This window comes from Sphingobium mellinum, assembly GCF_037860795.1.
GTDB classification, from domain to species: domain Bacteria; phylum Pseudomonadota; class Alphaproteobacteria; order Sphingomonadales; family Sphingomonadaceae; genus Sphingobium; species Sphingobium mellinum.
This window is the reverse complement of the sequence record NZ_JBANRK010000001.1, coordinates 289,829-305,942: the sequence shown is the minus strand read 5'-3', so window position 1 is coordinate 305,942 and position 16,114 is coordinate 289,829. Positions and strand designations below refer to the sequence as shown.

16 protein-coding genes are annotated in these 16,114 nt (G+C 64.1%); 7 read left to right on the top strand and 9 right to left on the bottom strand.

Going from position 1 to position 16,114, the window contains the following annotated elements; translation table 11 throughout:
* Positions 1–69 precede the first annotated feature (69 nt).
* The gene (locus AAC640_RS01570) at positions 70–762 is read right to left on the bottom strand and encodes a GcrA family cell cycle regulator (protein WP_340264322.1); all 693 of its coding nucleotides are present in this window, start codon (positions 760–762) and stop codon (positions 70–72) included.
* Positions 763–879: 117 nt separating this feature from the next.
* On the opposite strand from AAC640_RS01570, the gene AAC640_RS01565 reads away from it, so the two are divergent.
* Complete coding sequence (locus tag AAC640_RS01565; protein WP_340264321.1) at positions 880–1,743, top strand: ABC transporter permease; 864 nt, start codon at positions 880–882, stop codon at positions 1,741–1,743.
* A gap of 24 nt (positions 1,744–1,767) precedes the next feature.
* Here AAC640_RS01565 and AAC640_RS01560 read toward each other — a convergent pair whose 3' ends face one another.
* Together AAC640_RS01560 and AAC640_RS01555 are read right to left on the bottom strand one after the other, a co-directional pair.
* Positions 1,768–1,890 (bottom strand): hypothetical protein, encoded by a 123-nt coding sequence (locus AAC640_RS01560; protein WP_340264320.1) that lies wholly within the window; start codon positions 1,888–1,890, stop codon positions 1,768–1,770.
* On the bottom strand, positions 1,890–3,206 hold the full coding sequence (locus AAC640_RS01555) for a UDP-glucose dehydrogenase family protein (RefSeq protein WP_340264319.1): 1,317 nt from the start codon (positions 3,204–3,206) through the stop codon (positions 1,890–1,892). The genes AAC640_RS01560 and AAC640_RS01555 overlap by 1 nt, the downstream gene beginning before the upstream one ends.
* A gap of 153 nt (positions 3,207–3,359) precedes the next feature.
* Here AAC640_RS01555 and wecB point away from each other — a divergent pair, with 153 nt between their 5' ends.
* The 4 genes from wecB to AAC640_RS01535 all read left to right on the top strand — a co-directional run bounded on the left by wecB (position 3,360) and on the right by AAC640_RS01535 (position 8,829).
* The gene (wecB, locus tag AAC640_RS01550) at positions 3,360–4,505 is read left to right on the top strand and encodes a non-hydrolyzing UDP-N-acetylglucosamine 2-epimerase (RefSeq protein ID WP_340264318.1); all 1,146 of its coding nucleotides are present in this window, start codon (positions 3,360–3,362) and stop codon (positions 4,503–4,505) included.
* 92 nt (positions 4,506–4,597) lie between these two features.
* The gene (wecC, locus tag AAC640_RS01545) at positions 4,598–5,896 is read left to right on the top strand and encodes a UDP-N-acetyl-D-mannosamine dehydrogenase (RefSeq protein WP_340264317.1); all 1,299 of its coding nucleotides are present in this window, start codon (positions 4,598–4,600) and stop codon (positions 5,894–5,896) included.
* A 123-nt stretch (positions 5,897–6,019) separates the two neighbouring features.
* Positions 6,020–6,730 (top strand): polysaccharide biosynthesis/export family protein, encoded by a 711-nt coding sequence (locus tag AAC640_RS01540; RefSeq protein WP_340264316.1) that lies wholly within the window; start codon positions 6,020–6,022, stop codon positions 6,728–6,730.
* Positions 6,730–8,829: a GumC family protein gene (locus AAC640_RS01535; protein ID WP_340264315.1), complete on the top strand. Its 2,100-nt coding sequence runs from the start codon at positions 6,730–6,732 to the stop codon at positions 8,827–8,829. The genes AAC640_RS01540 and AAC640_RS01535 overlap by 1 nt, the downstream gene beginning before the upstream one ends.
* Before the next feature lie 151 nt (positions 8,830–8,980).
* Here AAC640_RS01535 and purQ read toward each other — a convergent pair whose 3' ends face one another.
* Both purQ and purS read right to left on the bottom strand, forming a co-directional pair.
* On the bottom strand, positions 8,981–9,655 hold the full coding sequence (purQ, locus tag AAC640_RS01530; RefSeq protein WP_340264314.1) for a phosphoribosylformylglycinamidine synthase subunit PurQ: 675 nt from the start codon (positions 9,653–9,655) through the stop codon (positions 8,981–8,983).
* Between the two features lie 3 nt (positions 9,656–9,658).
* Positions 9,659–9,892, bottom strand: coding sequence for a phosphoribosylformylglycinamidine synthase subunit PurS (gene purS / locus AAC640_RS01525; RefSeq protein ID WP_021224554.1), 234 nt, complete (start codon positions 9,890–9,892; stop codon positions 9,659–9,661).
* Between the two features lie 128 nt (positions 9,893–10,020).
* Here purS and AAC640_RS01520 point away from each other — a divergent pair, with 128 nt between their 5' ends.
* Positions 10,021–10,170, top strand: a complete 150-nt coding sequence (locus tag AAC640_RS01520; protein ID WP_340264312.1) for a hypothetical protein — start codon at positions 10,021–10,023, stop codon at positions 10,168–10,170.
* A gap of 75 nt (positions 10,171–10,245) precedes the next feature.
* Positions 10,246–10,998 carry a sulfite exporter TauE/SafE family protein gene (locus AAC640_RS01515; protein ID WP_340264311.1) on the top strand — a complete coding sequence of 251 codons (753 nt, stop codon included), beginning with the start codon at positions 10,246–10,248 and terminating at the stop codon, positions 10,996–10,998.
* Between the two features lie 20 nt (positions 10,999–11,018).
* Here AAC640_RS01515 and purC read toward each other — a convergent pair whose 3' ends face one another.
* From purC to otsB, 4 genes are all read right to left on the bottom strand, one after another.
* The gene (gene purC / locus AAC640_RS01510; protein ID WP_340264310.1) at positions 11,019–11,801 is read right to left on the bottom strand and encodes a phosphoribosylaminoimidazolesuccinocarboxamide synthase; all 783 of its coding nucleotides are present in this window, start codon (positions 11,799–11,801) and stop codon (positions 11,019–11,021) included.
* Positions 11,802–11,954: 153 nt separating this feature from the next.
* A complete protein-coding gene (gene otsA, locus AAC640_RS01505) occupies positions 11,955–13,364 on the bottom strand; it encodes an alpha,alpha-trehalose-phosphate synthase (UDP-forming) (RefSeq protein ID WP_340264309.1) in 1,410 nt (469 codons plus the stop codon).
* The gene (locus AAC640_RS01500; RefSeq protein WP_422794948.1) at positions 13,361–15,130 is read right to left on the bottom strand and encodes a glycoside hydrolase family 15 protein; all 1,770 of its coding nucleotides are present in this window, start codon (positions 15,128–15,130) and stop codon (positions 13,361–13,363) included. Before AAC640_RS01500 ends, otsA begins: the two co-directional genes overlap by 4 nt.
* A gap of 106 nt (positions 15,131–15,236) precedes the next feature.
* Positions 15,237–16,001, bottom strand: a complete 765-nt coding sequence (otsB, locus tag AAC640_RS01495) for a trehalose-phosphatase (RefSeq protein ID WP_340264308.1) — start codon at positions 15,999–16,001, stop codon at positions 15,237–15,239.
* Positions 16,002–16,114: the final 113 nt, after the last annotated feature.

Below are 16,114 nucleotides of genomic sequence, written 5' to 3'. Positions count from 1 at the left end.
GTATGTGGCCGGCGCAAGCGGCCGGGTATCAAATCCTCCCCATGGTCGGCATGGGGAGGATGTATAAGATCAGCGAACGCGCGGCCCGCCAAAGGGCAGGGGCGGCGGCGGGCGGCGGGTGCCGCGCGGCAGCTGCGCCTGATAGGCGCGACCGCAATGTTCGACGCAGTAAGGGAAGCCTGGGTTCACCGCTTCACCGCAGAAATGGAAGTCCGGCTCGCCCGGATGGCCCATCGGCCATTTGCAGATACGCTCGGTGAGGTCGAGAAGGCTCGTCTTGCCGGCGATTTCCGGACTCGGCTTTGCCGGCACCAGGCGGCGCGGCGGTGCGGGGGGGATCGGCGCCTGCTGGTCGCCCGGACCCTGCCGCAGGAAGCCGCCGGGGCCTACGGATATGATGCGGGGCTGCGGTGTGGGCGTAGGGGCGGCAGCCTCGGGGGTCCCGAGCGAGGCGGGCGCGGCGACCTGTGATGCAGGCGCAGTCGGCCGGACGGGCGCGGGCGCGCTATGCTGCGCGTGCGCCTCGGCTCGTGGCGCTTCGACTTCGGGCGTGGCGTGGGCAGGCTTGCGCGCCGGGGCGGCCTTTTTGGGCACCTCGTTCGCCTTCACCGGGGATGGGCGCGACTGAAGCCCGAGCCGATGGGCCTTGCCGATCACCGCGTTGCGGCTGACCCCGCCCAGTTCGTCCGCGATCTGGCTGGCGGTCAGGCCTTTTTCCCACATTGCCTTGAGCTGGTCGATACGCTCGTCGGTCCAGGACAATGAATGACTCCTCACAATCTGATATTCGCGCCCTATATGGGGAGCGCCCGCCCGGGTTCAATTTCCCGTGCACAACGCCCTTGCGGCATACCCGACCAGCCGATAGTCGATCCGATCATGAACGACCAGTCCCAATTTGCAGCCTCGACGCAGCGCCCGTCGCCCTTCCATGAGCCGGGAGAGCTTGTCATTCGCAACGTCAACTGGGCCGGCACGCGCGCGCTTTACCGCAAAGAAGTGCGGCGTTTCATGAAGGTACAGCTTCAGACGATCTGGGCGCCCGCGGTGACGACCCTCATGTTCCTGGTGATCTTCACAATCGCGCTCGGCGGGGGGGGCGGCGGCGGGTCGGGCCGGCAGGTACTTGGCGTGCCGTTCGCCGATTTCATAGCGCCCGGCCTCATGATCATGGGCATGATGAACAATGCCTTCGCCAACAGCAGCTTTTCACTGCTGGCGGGCAAGATGCAGGGGACGCTGATCGACTATCTGATGCCGCCTTTGTCGAACAGCGAATTGCTGCTCGCCCTGGTGGGCGCGGCCGTGACGCGCGCATTTGCCGTGGGCGGGGCGCTCTGGCTGGCGATGGCACTGTGGCCGGGCGTGCACGTGACGCCAGCGCATCCCTGGGCGATCTTGTGGTTCGGCCTCATGGGCGCGTCGCTTGCCGCCTTTGTCGGGGTGCTGACATCGATCTGGGCGGAAAAGTTCGACCATGCCGCCGCCATCACCAATTTCGTTATCGGGCCGATGACGCTGCTGTCGGGCACCTTTTATTCGATCGATCGCCTGTCGCCTCTGTTTCGCGCGATCAGTCATGCCAATCCGTTCTTCTACGCGATCTCAGGCTTCCGCTATGGTTTCGTCGCGGCGGCGGACGGCGATGTGGCGGTGGGCAGTGCCGTGCTGCTGGGATTGAACATCGCGCTGGCGCTGCTGTGCTACACGCTGCTCAAGCGCGGGTGGAAGCTGAAGGCATAGGGCGCACCCGAACGTCAGAGCCATTCAGGTCAGCCCCGCCAGCACGGGCACGATCAGCATCATGGCGAACACCATTGCTGCCGCGGCCGCCCAGTGATGCAGGCGCGGGAGGGCTGGGCTCACTCCGCCGTCAGCCCTTCCTGCCATCAGGCGACGCCCTTGCCGCCCACCCGGATCAGCGAGAATCCCGCCGCTTCTGCCTCTGCCCGAGGATAGATGTTGCGCAGGTCGACCAGCACCTTGCCGGCCATCGATCCGGCGAGGCGCTTGAGGTCCAGCGCGCGGAAGGCATCCCATTCCGTCACGAGCACCAGCACGTCTGCGCCCTGCGCCGCCTCATAGGCGTCCTTCACCATGATGACGCCGGGCATCATCGGCGCGGCGACCTCCATGCCTTCGGGGTCATAGGCGACGATGCTCGCGCCAGCGTCCTCCAGCGCCTGCACGATCGCAAGGCTGGGCGCGTCGCGCATGTCGTCGGTGTTGGGTTTGAAGGTGAGGCCAAGCAGTGCGACCTTCTTGCCACGCGCTTCGCCGCCCAGCGCCTTGACGATCTTGCGTCCCATGGCCCGCTTGCGCAGGTCGTTGACCTGCACGACCGTCTCGACGATGCGGATCGGCGTGTCATAGTCCTGACCCGTCTTAACCAGCGCCAGCGTGTCCTTCGGGAAGCAGGACCCGCCATAGCCAGGCCCGGCATGGAGGAACTTGCTGCCGATGCGGTTGTCGAGTCCGATGCCGCGCGAGACGTCCTGCACTTCGGCGCCGACCGCCTCGCACAGGTCGGCCATTTCATTTATGAAGGTGATCTTGGTCGCAAGGAAGGCGTTGGCAGCATATTTGATGAGCTCCGCCGTCCGTCGGCCGGTGAACATCACTGGCGCCTGGTTGAGGTTCAGCGGGCGGTATATCTGCGCCATCACTGTGATCGCGCGTTCGTCGCCCGTTGTGCCCACGACAACGCGGTCGGGCCGTTTGAAATCGCCGATTGCCGCGCCTTCGCGCAGGAATTCGGGGTTCGACACGACCTGGATGTCCAGTTCGGGCCGGACTTCCTTGACGATCCGCTCAACCTCGTCGCCGGTGCCGACGGGAACGGTGGATTTGGTGACGATAATGGTGGGACCGTCAAGCGCCTCGGCGATTTCGCGCGCGGCGGCATAGACGTAGCTCAGGTCCGCATGGCCGTCGCCGCGGCGGGATGGGGTGCCGACCGCGATGAATATAGCCTCCGCCCCCTTCACGCCGCTCGGCAGATCGGTGGTGAAGGTGAGGCGGCCCGCCGCCGCGTTGTTGCTCACCAGCTGGTCCAGCCCGGGCTCGTAGATCGGCATCCGTCCGGATTCGATTGCGTCGATCTTGCGTGCATCCTTGTCAACGCAGACGACATCGTGGCCGAAATCGGCGAAGCAGGCTCCCGAAACCAGGCCCACATATCCCGTACCGATCATCGTAATCTTCATAAACTTCCGCTTGCCCTTGAAAATGAAGGATTGACGCGGGCCTAGCATAAGTGATTGCGAGAGCGAAAGCGCGCGTCGGAGTTACCCCCGTTCAGGGGTTGGTTACGATTTGCTGTCAAGCATGGCCATGAAAGCACGATCCAAGGGGCTAAGATGAAGGTTGCCGTGGTGTTCGGGACCCGTCCCGAAGCGATCAAGCTGTTTCCCGTGATCCATGCGCTGCGCCATCGCGCCCATGTCGACACGCGGGTCATCGTAACGGCGCAGCATCGTGGTCTGCTCGACCAGGTGCTGGACATTGCCGGTATCCGCCCCGACGTGGATCTGGACGCGATGACACCGGATCAGACGCTCGACAGCCTGACTGCGAGGCTCATCGTGGAACTGGGCAGGGCCTTTGACGCCGAACGGCCGGACCGCGTCGTCGTCCATGGCGATACGCTGACGACGATGGTGGCGAGCCTTGCCGCCTACTACCGCAAGATCCCGGTTGCCCATGTCGAGGCCGGCCTGCGCAGTGGCGACATCCACCATCCCTGGCCGGAGGAGGTGAACCGTCGCGTCGTCGCCTGCATCGCCGACATGCATTTCGCGCCGACCCAGGCGGCCGCGGAGGCTCTGCTTCGGGAAAATCGCGACGCTCGCAACATCCGGGTGACCGGCAATACCGTCATCGACGCGCTGCTCGCCACCCGCGAGCGGGTGCAGGCGACGCCTGCGCTTGCCGCTGGACTCGACGACCTTGCCGCCCGGTTCGCGGGCAAGCGGATATTGGCCGTCACCAGCCACCGGCGCGAGAATTTCGGCGGCGGCATGGAGGCGATCGCCCGCTCGATCGCGGACATTGCTGCGCGCCCCGACGTTGCCGTCATTTTCCCGGTCCATCCCAATCCCAATGTCCGGCCAGTCATGGAAGCGGTGCTGGGCGGCCTGCCCAATGTCGCGATGATCGAACCGCTCGATTATCCGCATTTCGTGCGGCTGCTCGACATGTGCCATCTGGTGCTGACAGACAGCGGTGGCGTGCAAGAGGAAGCGCCTTCGCTCGGCAAGCCGGTGCTGGTGATGCGCGAGACCACCGAGCGTCCCGAAGGCGTGGCTGCTGGCACCGCAAAGCTCGTCGGCACGGATCGCGCCCGCATCGTGCGTGAAGTGCTGGCGCTGCTGGATGACGAGGCCGCATATGCGGCGATGTCACGCGCCTACAATCCTTTTGGAGATGGGCATGCGGCCGAACGCATCGCAGCCATCATCGCCAAGAGCGAGGCGCGCGACGAGGATATGGACGAGGCCGCTTAACAGCGGTCATCCTTGCCCTCGCTTGTTACCGAAATCTTCAGCATTTCCGGGCAGGAAGGCCATGAAAATCACTGGCTTCCCAGGAATATCCCATGCCTTTCGACAAGCTGCAGCAGAAGGTTTCGGTCATCGGTCTTGGCTATATCGGCCTGCCGACCGCCGCACTGATCGCCCGTGGCGGCGCGCAGGTGGTGGGCGTCGATGTGAGCGCCCATGTCGTCGAGACGGTAAATAGCGGCCGCGTCCACATTGAGGAGGTCGACCTTGACGGTCTGGTCCAGGGCGTGGTCGCGCGCGGCAATCTGCGCGCCAGCCTGATCGTCGAGCCAAGCGATGTCTTCATCATAGCCGTGCCGACTCCGGTCGCGGAGGATCGCGCGCCTGACATCTCCCACGTGCTGAAGGCCGCACGCACCGTTGCGCCGGTGCTTAAGGCTGGCGACACGGTGATCCTCGAATCCACCTCTCCGGTCGGCACCACCGAAGCGATCCGCGACCTTTTCGCGCAGCTTCGTTCCGATCTCAAAATGCCGGGCCAGGGCGGCGCCGGAGACATCGCGATCGCTTACTGCCCGGAACGGGTGCTGCCCGGCCGCATCCTCGTCGAACTGATCGATAATGACCGCTGCATCGGCGGCATCACGCCGCGCTGCGCGCGCAAGGCGCTGGCCTTCTACCGCCAGTTCGTCCGCGGCGCCTGCATCACCACCACGGCGCGTGCCGCCGAGATGGTGAAGCTGGTCGAAAACAGCTTCCGCGACGTCAACATCGCGTTCGCCAACGAATTGTCGGTGATTGCCGAGGGGATGGATATCGACGTGTGGGAAGTGATCCGACTGGCCAATCGTCACCCCCGCGTCAACATCCTGTCGCCCGGTCCCGGCGTCGGCGGCCACTGCATCGCTGTCGATCCCTGGTTCATCGTGCATGGCGACCCCCAAAACAGTCGCCTCATCCGCACTGCGCGGGAAGTGAATGACGGCAAGACGGACCATGTGGTGGCGAAGGCATCCGATCTGATCGACGAATTTCCAGGCGAGGACGTTGCCTGTCTCGGCCTTGCGTTCAAGGCGAATATCGACGATTTCCGCGAAAGCCCTGCGGTCAAGGTCGCGGCGCGCCTCGCCCGTCGCTACGGTCGGCGGGTCAAGCTGGTCGAACCTTATGCACAGGCGCTGCCGATGGAGTTCGCCGGCACCGGGGCCGAGCTGATCGATTTCGATACGGCTCTGGAACAATGCGGCGTTTTTGTCATTCTTGTCGATCATGACATGTTCAAATCGGTGCCCGTCGACGAACGTATCGGCAAAGCTGTCTACGATACGCGGGGCGTCTGGCCCGATCAGCCGCGCCGCATTGTCACGCCCGATCAGGGCCGCGCCGCGATCTGATCACCCTCCGCGCCAAGCGGGCCGTCCCGCCTGTAGTTGCCATGATCGGTCCGCCCCGTTAACCCCGCGCGCAGCGGTCGCTCGTTCATGGGTGACGCGTAAGGCATGGAGTTTCAGGGCGGAATGCATCAGCCGATCGTCAGCATGAGCCGATTGCTGGGCCTGGCGGCAGCCTGTGCGCTGCTCGGTGCCTGCTCGACGGTCGAGGACGCGCCCAAGGGTGAGGCCGCCTATGCCGTGCTCCCGCCCGCCCCGGCGGTCGGCCAGGACTATCGCATCGCGCCCGATGATGTGCTGCGCATCCAGGTCTATCATGAGCCCGGCCTCTCGCTCGAAGACGCGCAGGTGACAGCGGCCGGGATGGTACGGATGCCGCTGATCGGGGACGTGCCCGTAGCTGGCCTGTCCGCCGGTGAGGCATCCGATGTCATTGCCGGGCAGTTGGGTCAGCGATACCTCGTCTCACCCCAAGTGACGGTTTTCGTGAAAAGGGCGGTGGGCCGCCGCATCACTGTTGACGGCGAAGTGCGGGAGCCCGGCCTGTTCCCGGTGGAGGGGCGCGTGGGCCTGATCCAGGCGGTGGCGATGGCGAAGGGGCCGACCCGCATCGCCAGCTTGCGCCAGATTGTCGTCGTGCGGCAGGTCGACGGCCAGCGCAAGGCGGCGATGTTTGACCTTTCCGCGATCCGCAAGGGCGAGGCGCCTGATCCGGAGATCCTGCCCGGCGACACGATTATCGTCGGCCTGTCGCGCGCAAAGGCCATATTGGGCGGCGCGCTGCTGGCCGCGCCTGCGATCGGCCTTGGTTTCGTTGCGCTGGACGGAGGGCGCTGATGGCTGGCCCGTCCCTCCTCCTGGATCCGGCCGGCGCGGGGCCGCTGAGCGAGGCACGCGCTGCTCGGGTGCTGGCCGTGACGCGGACATCATGGAAGGCGGTACGGCGGCATCGCGTCATTCTATTCGTCACCATGGCGCTGTGCGTGTTGGCTGGCATCATCTTCATCCTGCTGTCGACGCCGGACTATCGCGCCACCGCCTCAGTCGAGGTAGAGGATGTGCCGGCCGGTGCCGCGGGAGCCGGGGCGACGCAGCGGCCGATGGCGGCGGCCGACACCGAATCGCTGATGCAGACCGAACTGGAGGTGCTGCGCAGCCGCGCCCTGGCAGAGGATGTGGCGCAGGAACTGGCGCTGGTCGGCAGCCGCACCTTCTTCGACGGCATGGATGTCCGCCGCCCCGACCAGGGATCGGGTTCGCTGAGCCAGCGGCAGGTCGAGACAGAGACAGTCATCCGCCTTTTGCGCGACAATCTCGAAGTCGAACTACCGGGCAAGAGCCGGGTGATCCGCATCAGCTTCACCAGCGCCGATCCGGTGCTGTCCGCCCGCGTCGCCAACAGCTATGCTGACAGCCTGATCCGTGCCGATCTCAAGCGCGGGTTCGAATCCGGCGTCCAGGCGCGCCGCTTCCTGATGGGCGAGCTGGATGGCGCGCGGCGGGATCTGGAGCGCGCCGAACGGGACCTCGCCGTCTATGCGGCGCAAACGGGGGCCGCACCCCTACCGGGAAGCGAGCATGCCGCGCCCGACGGGACCACCGCCACCCGGCTGGCGCAGCTAAACGCATTCCGCGCGCAGGCAACGGCGGACCGGATCGCGGCACAAAAACGCTGGGAAAGCGCGCGCATTTCCAACGTCGAAACGCTCCCCGAAGTGCTGAGCAACGGCGCGATGCAGCAAATCATGACCCAACGGGCGCAAGCGCGCGCAGAGCTCGTCGAGGAACGGCAGTTTCGCAAGGAGGCTCATCCTGAAATGCGCGAAGCGCGGGCGAAGCTGGCCGCGCTGGACGATCAGGCGCAATCGATGGCGGACACGATCCGCGCCTCGCTGCGCGAACAATATGAAGTTGCCGTTCATGGCGAAAAGCAGATCGATGCCGAAATCGCCGACGTGGAGCGTCAGGCTCAGGCAGAGCGCGGGCGCGGCGTGCAGATGAGCATATTGGAACGGTCGGTCGATACCTATCGGCTTCTGCACGACAGCCTGCTTCAGCGCTATCGGGACATGGCGTCGCAGGCCGGGTTCCAGGCTGGCCGCATCCAGCCGCTTGACCGCGCGGCCGTGCCCTCGCGTCCCTCTTCGCCCAATATCGGCATCACCATGCTGCTTGCGTCGCTGGGTGGATTGGCGCTGGGGCTGCTGCTGGTCGCCGGCCGCCATGTCTTCGACGACGCAGTGACATCGGCTGACACGCTGGTCGAGCGGGCCAATCTGCCGCTGCTTGGCACAGTTCCCGCGGCGGGAAGTCCAACAGCGGAAGCCCTCATGCCGATCGCCTCGTCCCTGCTGCTCGCCTTGGCGAGCGGGCTGCCGCGTTCTATCCTCGTGACCAGCGCGCAGGAAGGGGAGGGCAAGTCCGCCACCGTCCATGCGCTGGCGCTTGCCCTGGCGAAGCTCGACAGGCGGGTGTTGGTGATCGACGCGGACATGCGCCGCCCGCGCCAGCATGAGCTATTCGGGCTGGCCCCTGCCCATGGCATCAGCGAAGTGATGACGGGCCAGGCGAAAGTGGACGATGTGATCGTCGATAGCGGCACGCCCGGCATCAGGCTGCTGCCCGGCGCGGCGATCCCTCCCAATCCCGCTGAACTGCTCTCGACCACCTCGCTGGATGTGCTGCTCGCCAGCGTGCAAGGCCATTACGACACGGTTCTGATCGATGCCCCACCGATATTGGGGCCGCCCGATACGCTGCTCATCGCGGCCAAGGCGCAGGCCACGGTGCTGGTCGTCGAATGGGGCCGCAATCATCATGGCGGTCTTCGCGTCGCTGTGGATCGTCTCCGCCGCGCCGGTGCGGCGATCGTCGGCGCCGTGCTGACGAAGCAGCAAGGTCGGGCTTTCGAATATGATTATCACCGGGGCGGGTGAAAGGGGATTTCAGCTATCTGGCGACCTGTAGGCCATTTGTCAGCAGGACGATGCGGCGTCGCTCGTTGCGGTTTTGAGAGGCCTGTTGTCATCCCGGCCTGTGCTGGGATGACGATGATATTCCGGTCCGCTGTCGGTCGATTCCGGCGGGTCAGGCCTTGGCCAGCAGCCCTTCGACCAGTCCCTCGAACAGCCGTCGGCCGTCGGTTTTTCCATGTGCAGCTTCGATCACCCGTTCGGGGTGTGGCATCATGCCCAGCACATTGCCCGCCTCATTGAGAATACCGGCGATGTTCCGCGCCGATCCGTTGACGCTCTCGGCATAGCGCAGCGCCACTCGGCCTTCGCCTTCCAGCCGATCAAGCGTGTCAGCGTCGGCGAAATAATTACCGTCATGATGCGCGACCGGAAAGACCACCGATTCGCCTGCGGCAAAGCGGCTGGTGAAGGCGCTCTGGGCGTTTTCGACGGTCAGCGACACATCGCGGCAGACGAAATGGCCACCGGCGTTGCGGAGCAGAGCGCCGGGGAGCAGGCCGCTTTCGGTAAGGACCTGGAAGCCGTTGCAGATGCCCAGCACATAGGCGCCGCGTTCGGCTGCCTTTGCGACCGCCTGCATCACCGGGGATCTCGCAGCCATCGCGCCGGAGCGCAGATAATCGCCATAGGAAAAGCCGCCCGGCACGCCGATCAGGTCGATATCACCGGGCAATTCGGTGTCGCGATGCCAGATCATGACTGGCTTAGCGCCGCTCACCGCTTCGAACGCCACGGCGAGGTCGCGATCGCAGTTGCTGCCCGGGAAGACGATGACGGCGCTCTTCATGGCTCAGGCTACCTTTTCGATCCGGTAGTTTTCGATCACCGTGTTCGCGAGCAGCTTGCGGCACATGGCATCGATATCCTCATCGCTCGTTCCATCCGCCAGATCCAATTCTATGAGCTTGCCCGCGCGTACGTCATTGACGCCGCCAAAGCCCAGGCCTTCGAGCGCATGGTGGATCGCCTTGCCCTGCGGATCGAGGACACCGCCCTTGAGCGTGACGAAGATGCGGGCTTTCATGGGGCAGGAAACTCCGTGGCTGGCTTTCGCGCACCCCCTAGTCGCGTGCGCCTTCGCAGGCAAGGCATTATCCCTTTGTTAGCGACAGCCGGACTATCATCGGCCCAGTTGAGAAAGGGTTTGTCACGATGGCTGGTCTTGCACTGGCGATGTTCGTCGGGCTGTTCGCTTTCGGGCAGCAGATTGTCGGCTATGATGATCCGCATGGGCGGGTGCAACTGGCGCTGGTGGCGACCTTCGCGTTCGGCATCCTGATCGGCTATCGCGCAAACGCCTAAAATGGGGAGAGTGCCGCCTTCGGCACTCCCGAAAATGGCTTCGTTCGGCTTGATCTCTGTTCTAGGCCGTCGGGCATGAGCACCGATACTGTCTATTATGCCTGCGCCATCATGGCTGTCATCCTGTCCGGCCTAGCAAAGGGCGGCTTCGCAGGCATGGGTGCGCTGGCGATGCCGGTAATGGCGCTGGGCATCGATCCGGTGCGGGGCGCGGCGATCATGCTGCCGATCCTGATTTTGCAGGATATGGTAAGCGTCTGGGCATTCCGCCACAGCTGGGACCGGCACATATTGAAGGTTATGCTGCCGGGCATGGCTTTGGGTGTGACCCTTGGCTATTTCTTCGCCGCGAAGGTGCCGGAAACGACGGTACTGGGTGTGCTGGGGCTGATCTCCACGCTCTTTGGACTTCAGCGCTTGTGGATCGAGCGGGGTGGATCCGTCGTGCTGCCGTCCAGCTCTCCTGCCTGGGTCGGCATGTTATTTGGCGTGGCAAGTGGTTTCACCGGTCAGATTGGCCACGCCGGATCGCCTCCGTTCCAGATGTGGGTGCTGCCCAAGCGCTTGCCACGCGACATGCTGGTTGGGACGACCGCGATTGCCTTCGCTGCGACGAACTGGATGAAGGTGCTGGCCTATGCGGCGCTAGGGCAGTTTACCCCGGCGAACCTGGCGGCGACAGCCATGCTGGTGCCGGTGGCCATCGGTGCGACCTTTGCGGGGGTCGCACTGGTGCGCCGGGTCGATGCCAGCCGCTTTTACACGTTGATATACGTGCTCATGCTGCTGTTGGGCATCAAGCTTATGGCGGACGCGCTGCTCGCGTGAACAGCGCGCCGCTCGAAGGATCAATCCTTGCTGCGCTTCTTCCGGTGGGTGTCCAAGTCCAGCACGGTCGTGTCGAGCCCCTCGGGCAACAGGCCCAGGCGGCGCGCGACTTCCTGATAGGCTTCGACTTCGCCGCCCAGGTCGCGGCGGAAACGGTCCTTGTCCAGCTTCTCGCCGGTGGTCATATCCCACAGGCGGCAGCCGTCCGGGCTGATTTCGTCCGCGAGGATGACGCGGCTGTAATCCCCGTCATACAGTCGGCCGAATTCCAGCTTGAAGTCGATCAGGCGGATACCGATTGCGGCGAACAGGCCGCACATGAAATCGTTGATGCGGATCGCCATGTCGGCGATGTCGTGCATCTCCTCCTGCGTGGCCCAGCCGAAACAGGCGATATGCTCTTCGGACACCAGCGGGTCGCCCAGCGCGTCGTCCTTGTAGCAATATTCGATGAGGGTGCGGGGCAGTTGGGTGCCTTCCTCGATGCCCAGCTTCTTGCTGAGCGAACCGGCCGCGACATTGCGGACGACGACCTCGATCGGCACGATCTCGACCTGGCGGACCAGCTGTTCGCGCATGTTGAGGCGACGGATGAAATGGGTCGGGACGCCTATCTGGCCGAGCAGGGTGAAGATATGCTCGGAAATGCGATTGTTGAGCACGCCCTTGCCGGAAATCGTGCCCTTCTTCTGGGCGTTGAAGGCAGTCGCGTCATCCTTGAAATACTGGATGATCGTGCCGGGCTCAGGGCCTTCGTAGAGGATCTTTGCCTTGCCTTCGTAGATCTGGCGGCGACGGGCCATGCGCGGTTCCTGTCTTCCAAGAATGAATCTGCCCCGGCAAACGCGAATCGGGAAGGATCAGCGGGTGCCGGGGCTGCTTGACCTCGGCCCATAGACCAAAGCGGTCAGGGGTGCAATTAGCCCACTGATCGCGGCCGCGAACCGCAGCGTAGCTTATGCCGCCGCTTCTGCCTGCGGATTGTTTTCCACGCCGTCGCGTTTGACCGACAACAGTCGCGCCGTGAAACATTGCCGCCACCAGCGGATATCCTGCTGTTCGACGCAATCCATCATCGCCCGCCAGCGCCGCTTGCGTTCGTCCAGTGGCATGGAGAGCGCCCGGTTGATAGCGTCGGACATTTCCTCGGGGCTATAGGGATTGATCAGCAGCGCGTCCTTGAGCTGCACCGCAGCACCGGCGAAGCGCGAGAGGATGAGGACGCCCGGATCGTCCGGATTCTGGGCGGCGACATATTCCTTGGCGACCAGGTTCATGCCATCCCGCAAGGGCGTCACGAGGCCGATCTGGGCGGCGCGATATATGCCGGCGAGCTTGTCGCGCGGATATCCCTGGTTGACGTAGCGCACCGGAGTCCAGTCAACGTCGCTATATTCACCGTTGATCCGGCCGGCGAGCGCGTCAAGCGTGGCGCGGATATGCTGATAGCTCTGTACATCTTCGCGCGAGGGGGGCGCGATCTGCGCCAGGACGACGTTGCGGTGGTGTTCGGCGTGGTCCTTCAGGAAGCGGGCGTAGCCATTGAAGCGCTCCTCCAGGCCCTTGCTGTAATCCAGCCGGTCGACGCCCACGATCAACGACCGATCCTGCAGCGAGCGCCGGACCTTCCGGAACATCTCGCTAGCGGTATCAGTAACCGCGGCGTGAGCGAATTCCTGTGCATCTATGCCGATGGGGCAGGCAATCGCCTGTATGGTCCGGTCGCCCAGAGTGACGAAGTCACCATTCACCGTGCCGCCCATCTCGCGTTCGACATAGTGGCGAAAGGATTCCAGCCATTCTTCCGTATGGAAGCCGATCACGTCGTAGGCGAACAGCGTCTGTACCAGCTTGGTATGGTGGGGCAGCGAGACCAGCAGGCGGGTGGGCGGCCAAGGGATGTGGAGGAAGAAACCCATGCGGTTGCGATGGCCCTTTTCGCGCAGCATCTGACCCAGCGGGATCATGTGATAGTCGTGGACCCAGATGATGTCCTCAGGCTCGATCAACGGGCTTGCGGTGTCGGCGAAACGCTGGTTGACGCGATTATAGCCACCTTCGAAATCGCGTGCATATTCGGCGAGATCAATGCGGAAGTGGAAGAGCGGCCACAGCGTCTTGTTAGCATAGCCGTTATAATATTCGTCGATATCCTGTTCTTCGAGGTCGATGGTGGCGGTCTTCACGCCCTGATCCTCGGAAAAGCCGATATGCCCGGTGAAAGTGTCCGTCACTTCGCCGGACCAGCCGACCCAGATGCCGCGACTTTCGCGCAGCGCCTGTGCCAGCGCGACGGCAAGACCACCCTGATTGCCTGACTTGTTGGGCCTTGTGACCCGATTGGAGATAACAATCAGGCGGCTCATCGCATCACGCTCCAGGGTTTGCTCAACAGCACGGCGCAATTGATAATGCCGACCAATGAGTATGTCTGTGGGTAATTCCCCCATAGTTCGCCGGTGACCGGGTCGATGTCTTCCGAAAGCAGGCCGGCGGCGGTCCGGCGGGACAGCATCTCCTCGAACAGCATCCGCGCCTCTTCGGTGCGGCCGGTGCGATGGAGAGCCTCGATCAACCAGAAGGTGCAGACGTTGAAGGCGGTGACCGGTTCGCCGAAATCGTCCGGCGTGCTGTAGCGGAGCATATCATTGCCCCGGCGCAAGTCCTTTTCCAGCGCCTTCAACGTGCCCAGGAACATCGGATTGTCGGGAGCCAGAAAGCGCAGGTCGAGCAATTGAAGCAGCGAGGCGTCACGCGCATCCTCCTCGAAATTGGCGGAGATGGCGTTGCTGCCGGAGCGCCAGGCCGATTGCAGGATCCGGGCCTTCATGATCTCGGCCCGCTCGCGCCAGTGAATTTCCCGCTCGGGCAGGTGGAGCGCGTCGGCCGCGTGGGCCAGTCGGTCACAAGCTGCCCAGCACATGACGGCGCTGTAGCTGTGGACATGGGCGCGGGTGCGTAATTCCCACAGGCCGGCATCGGGTTGGTCATAGACGGACCAGGCGCGCTCGCCTACGACCTCCAGCGCTTCGAAATCAGCCATGCCGGCAAGGCGAAGCAATCTCTGGTCGATGAAGCCCTGGACGGACGACAGGACGATCTGGCCGTAGGCGTCGTGCTGGATCTGGGAATAGGCGGCGTTGCCGACGCGCACGGGACCCATGCCTCTGTAGCCGGGAAGATTCTTCGCTTCCCGTTCCTCCAGCGTCGCATTGCCGCGCACATCGTACAGGGGCTGGATATGGCCGCCGCGCGCGCCATCGACGATGTTGCGCAGATAGACGAGATAGCTTTCCAACACGTCGAGCGCGCCGAGCCGATTGAGCGCTTCGACCGTGTAGTAGGCGTCCCTGATCCAGCAATAGCGATAGTCCCAGTTGCGCCCCGAATCGGCATGTTCGGGAATGCTGGTGGTCAGTGCGGCCACGATCGCGCCGGTTTCTTCATGCTGGCAGAGTTTGAGCGTGATCGCGGAGCGGATGACGGCTTCCTGCCATTCGGCGGGAATGGCAAGGCCGCGGACCCAGACCTGCCATTCATGGATCGTGTCGTCGAGCATCCGCTCGACCGCCGGGCGCAGCGCGTCGGAAAAACTTTCGTCCGGACCCATGAAAAAATGCATGTCATGTTCGAGGCGGAACCAGCTTTCCTGGCTGATGAGGCCGATCGGCGCATTCGTCGATACACGCATCGCCATATAGGACAGCACCAGCCGGATATGGTTTGACCCGTAGCTGATCGGCACGCTTTCGGAATGCCAGGATGTGGTGGGCCGGAGGCGCACCCGCACACGGGGGCTGCCCGCCACTGGACGCACGACGCGCGCGAAGGCCACGGGGCGATACATGCGCCCCAAATGCTTGTGACGGGGACAGAAGTCATACAACTCGATGGCGTTCCCCTGCGCGTCGCTCTGGCGGGTAACGAGGATCGGTGTGTTGCGGATATAATGTTGCTCGATCGAGGTGCAATTTTCCAGTTCGATCGCCCAGAATCCCCGCGCGTCGGGAGAGTCCCAAGGCTTGTTGTCAAGCAGTGCGGAAAAGACGGGGTCACCGTCCACACGCGGCACACATGCCCATATCATCCGTCCCGCCCGGTCGATGAGGGCGGATGCCTGGCAATTGCCAATCGGCCACAGGTCGAGCGTCCGCTCTTTCCCGGCGAATATCGTGTCACTGAACTTTACTATCGGTCTGCCCCCTGGTCGTCCAAACGACGGGGACGCCGGTCGTCGATCAATCGGTCGCGGCGACCCCCAGTGAAAGATAATGCCTGACGGCGGCAACCTGTTCCAAGGAGAATGCGGCGAGCGTCGCTCTGGGCGGGCCGACCAATATGCCGGCCCCTCCCAATTCAGCCGCAGCGGCAAAGCCTTCCTCATCCGTCACATCGTCGCCGATGAACAGCGGCGTGCCCCCGGCCATGGGATCGCGCGCCATCAGTGCATGGACGGCGCTGCCCTTGTCCGCGCCGCCCGGCCGAAGCTCGAAAAGCATCTTGCCCGGCTGCACCGCCAGGCCGAGCCGCTCGGCCAGCGAGCGGGCCAGATCACCCGCGTACGGTCCCCATTGCGGAGCGCCGCGAAAATGAAGTCCCACGCTGATCGACTTGCGTTCGACCAACAGTCCCGGCTTGTCCGCGGCGAAGCCGTTGAATGCCGCTTCCGCCTCATCAACGGCAGGATCGCGCACGGGCGCTTCAACCGCAGCGCCGGGATCAGCAAACTCCAGCCCATGGGTGCCGGCCAGCAGAAAGTCGGCAAAGCCCAGTTCGCGCAGCGTCGCCACTGATCGGCCGCTGACGATCGCCAATCGCCCCTCTAGCACGTCGCGCAGGCGGCGGAGCAACGATAGCAACGCGCCATCGACGACCACGCCGTCGGGGGTAGCGGCGATCGGCGCCAATGTTCCGTCAAAGTCGAGGAACAGTGCCGCCCCCGTCAGCAGCGAAGAGGGTGGAGGAGGCAGGACGGGGATCGGGGAGGGGCTGGAATCGGACACGCGCGCAAAGTGGCGCCTTGCCCCAAATGTGCAAGCCCTGCGATGAAGGTCCCGCTGATTTGTCCGCGGTTTCCTGGTCATCGGTCCGTTCGTTTCCCACGCCTTCCCTCCGG

What these genes read in the sequence shown, in the direction of transcription:
- wecC (WP_340264317.1), top strand. Translation starts at nt 4,598, where the DNA reads ATGCCTTTCGACAAGCTGCAGCAGAAGGTTTCGGTCATCGGTCTTGGC.
- purC (WP_340264310.1), bottom strand. Translation starts at nt 11,801, where the DNA reads ATGGCCCGTCGCCGCCAGATCTACGAAGGCAAGGCAAAGATCCTCTAC.
- wecB (WP_340264318.1), top strand. Translation starts at nt 3,360, where the DNA reads ATGAAGGTTGCCGTGGTGTTCGGGACCCGTCCCGAAGCGATCAAGCTG.
- AAC640_RS01520 (WP_340264312.1), top strand. Translation starts at nt 10,021, where the DNA reads ATGGCTGGTCTTGCACTGGCGATGTTCGTCGGGCTGTTCGCTTTCGGG.
- AAC640_RS01540 (WP_340264316.1), top strand. Translation starts at nt 6,020, where the DNA reads ATGCATCAGCCGATCGTCAGCATGAGCCGATTGCTGGGCCTGGCGGCA.
- AAC640_RS01560 (WP_340264320.1), bottom strand. Translation starts at nt 1,890, where the DNA reads ATGGCAGGAAGGGCTGACGGCGGAGTGAGCCCAGCCCTCCCGCGCCTG.
- AAC640_RS01515 (WP_340264311.1), top strand. Translation starts at nt 10,246, where the DNA reads ATGAGCACCGATACTGTCTATTATGCCTGCGCCATCATGGCTGTCATC.
- otsA (WP_340264309.1), bottom strand. Translation starts at nt 13,364, where the DNA reads ATGAGCCGCCTGATTGTTATCTCCAATCGGGTCACAAGGCCCAACAAG.
- purQ (WP_340264314.1), bottom strand. Translation starts at nt 9,655, where the DNA reads ATGAAGAGCGCCGTCATCGTCTTCCCGGGCAGCAACTGCGATCGCGAC.
- AAC640_RS01555 (WP_340264319.1), bottom strand. Translation starts at nt 3,206, where the DNA reads ATGAAGATTACGATGATCGGTACGGGATATGTGGGCCTGGTTTCGGGA.
- AAC640_RS01565 (WP_340264321.1), top strand. Translation starts at nt 880, where the DNA reads ATGAACGACCAGTCCCAATTTGCAGCCTCGACGCAGCGCCCGTCGCCC.
- purS (WP_021224554.1), bottom strand. Translation starts at nt 9,892, where the DNA reads ATGAAAGCCCGCATCTTCGTCACGCTCAAGGGCGGTGTCCTCGATCCG.
- AAC640_RS01535 (WP_340264315.1), top strand. Translation starts at nt 6,730, where the DNA reads ATGGCTGGCCCGTCCCTCCTCCTGGATCCGGCCGGCGCGGGGCCGCTG.